This is a genomic window from Halorubrum saccharovorum DSM 1137, assembly GCF_000337915.1.
Classification (GTDB): Archaea; Halobacteriota; Halobacteria; order Halobacteriales; family Haloferacaceae; genus Halorubrum; species Halorubrum saccharovorum.
Map to the genome: position 1 here is coordinate 1 of NZ_AOJE01000029.1, position 1421 is coordinate 1421.

The 1421-nt window shown below is 54.0% G+C and carries 1 protein-coding gene and 1 pseudogene; both read left to right on the forward strand.

Features of this window, described 5'->3' with window-relative positions:
* Positions 1-555: pseudogene (locus C471_RS18030) on the forward strand (transcriptional regulator); the annotation flags it as partial.
* A gap of 193 nt (positions 556-748) precedes the next feature.
* Positions 749-1318, forward strand: coding sequence for a hypothetical protein (locus tag C471_RS16290; RefSeq protein WP_004048138.1), 570 nt, complete (start codon positions 749-751; stop codon positions 1316-1318).
* Positions 1319-1421: the final 103 nt, after the last annotated feature.

Here is a 1421-nt window from a genome sequence, read left to right on the forward strand (position 1 = left end):
GAGATTCGGAGTAGCGAAGTACGGCTTTCACTCGCGAGTCTCCCGTCGAAGCGTCTCTTAGAGGACGCAACCCCCACGGTTCGGGCGATGATTAGTACGTTGCTCGCGACGAATCTGAGCCTTAGCAAGACAGAGTTAGCCGAGAAAGCGGGAATCTCGACGCAGTCGGTTCGGAACCACTTACCGACACTTGTAGCAATGGGGTTAGTCGACGAGACCGAGGGTCAGTGCCGACTGAACCTTTCGTTCACAGACGAGCAAGAACGCCACAAGCGGATTCTTCCATCGTTCATGCTGACCGAGTCGTTCACTCGAGACGTCCTCTTTGAGACGCTAGAAGCGCTTGATGAGTTGACCGAGGAGGTAATCGAGATATGGGTACAATGCGGACCTAACGGGCTACCGGACATCGACCGTCTCCATACGATGTACGACTGGGTAGACTGGGTACGTCCCTTACTGTCGAGTCTAACCGAAGAACGAGACGAGACGGTTCAGACGCTGTCTATTGGGCCGGAGATTGCACAGCAACCCCTCACGGAGGCAGGTTCGTGATTGAACTAACCTTTGGTAATATGTTCGTGATATGCGTTGTATTCGGGTATCTCGTAATCTCGTGGTATCTCTCGAGACAGTACGTTCATGATTAGAGTAGGGTCGACGAACTCTGAACCTATGAATCGCGGTCGGACAACAACCCCCCATGGAATCTTGAGGCAAGAGACAAACACGGACCACATGAACCCCCATGAGTAGTAAGATGAATTACGGTCGGTTCGGGCGATGTACCGCGACAGCTAAGAGTACGGGAAAGCGGTGTGGTCGACCAGCAATCGGACCACATGGGAAGTGTGGGTTTCACGGGGGCAAGAGTAGTGGACCGAAGAATACCGAGTACCTGGAGGAAAACGACTTTGCGAGAGGTAACTCGGGTGGGGGAGCGCCGAAGCTCAACACGAACGCGGTTCAGTCTGGTGCGTGGGTCGACCTCGAGAAGCTCGAGGCGCGACTCTCCGAGAAAGAACGCGACGACGTCGAGCGTACGACCGAGGCATACCTCAAGCGGGCGACAGCGGACCTTCCCGAGGACGAGCTACAAGCAAAAGCGCGAGAGATTGCATTACTCCAAATTCTCCGGTTTCGAGCGACTGGTGACGTCTTTACTCGGGGGTTTGCGTGGGAAGAACCGACGTCCGTCGACGTCGCGGGCGAGAGTTACGAGTATGAGTCGACTAGAGTAAACCCCTCTGTCGGTCGTGGGTTAGACTTGTCCGCCCGGTGGCGACGTCTCATGTCCGAGATCGAAGCGTGGCCTTAGTTGGTGTCTTCTTGCTGGTCGATGTACCCTACAAGTTGAATCAGAAAGTTACCGATTTGAATCGCTATCTCAAGTGTTTCAATTTCTGTCATTGCATACTAAG

What these genes read in the sequence shown, in the direction of transcription:
- C471_RS16290 (WP_004048138.1), top strand. Translation starts at nt 749, where the DNA reads ATGAGTAGTAAGATGAATTACGGTCGGTTCGGGCGATGTACCGCGACA.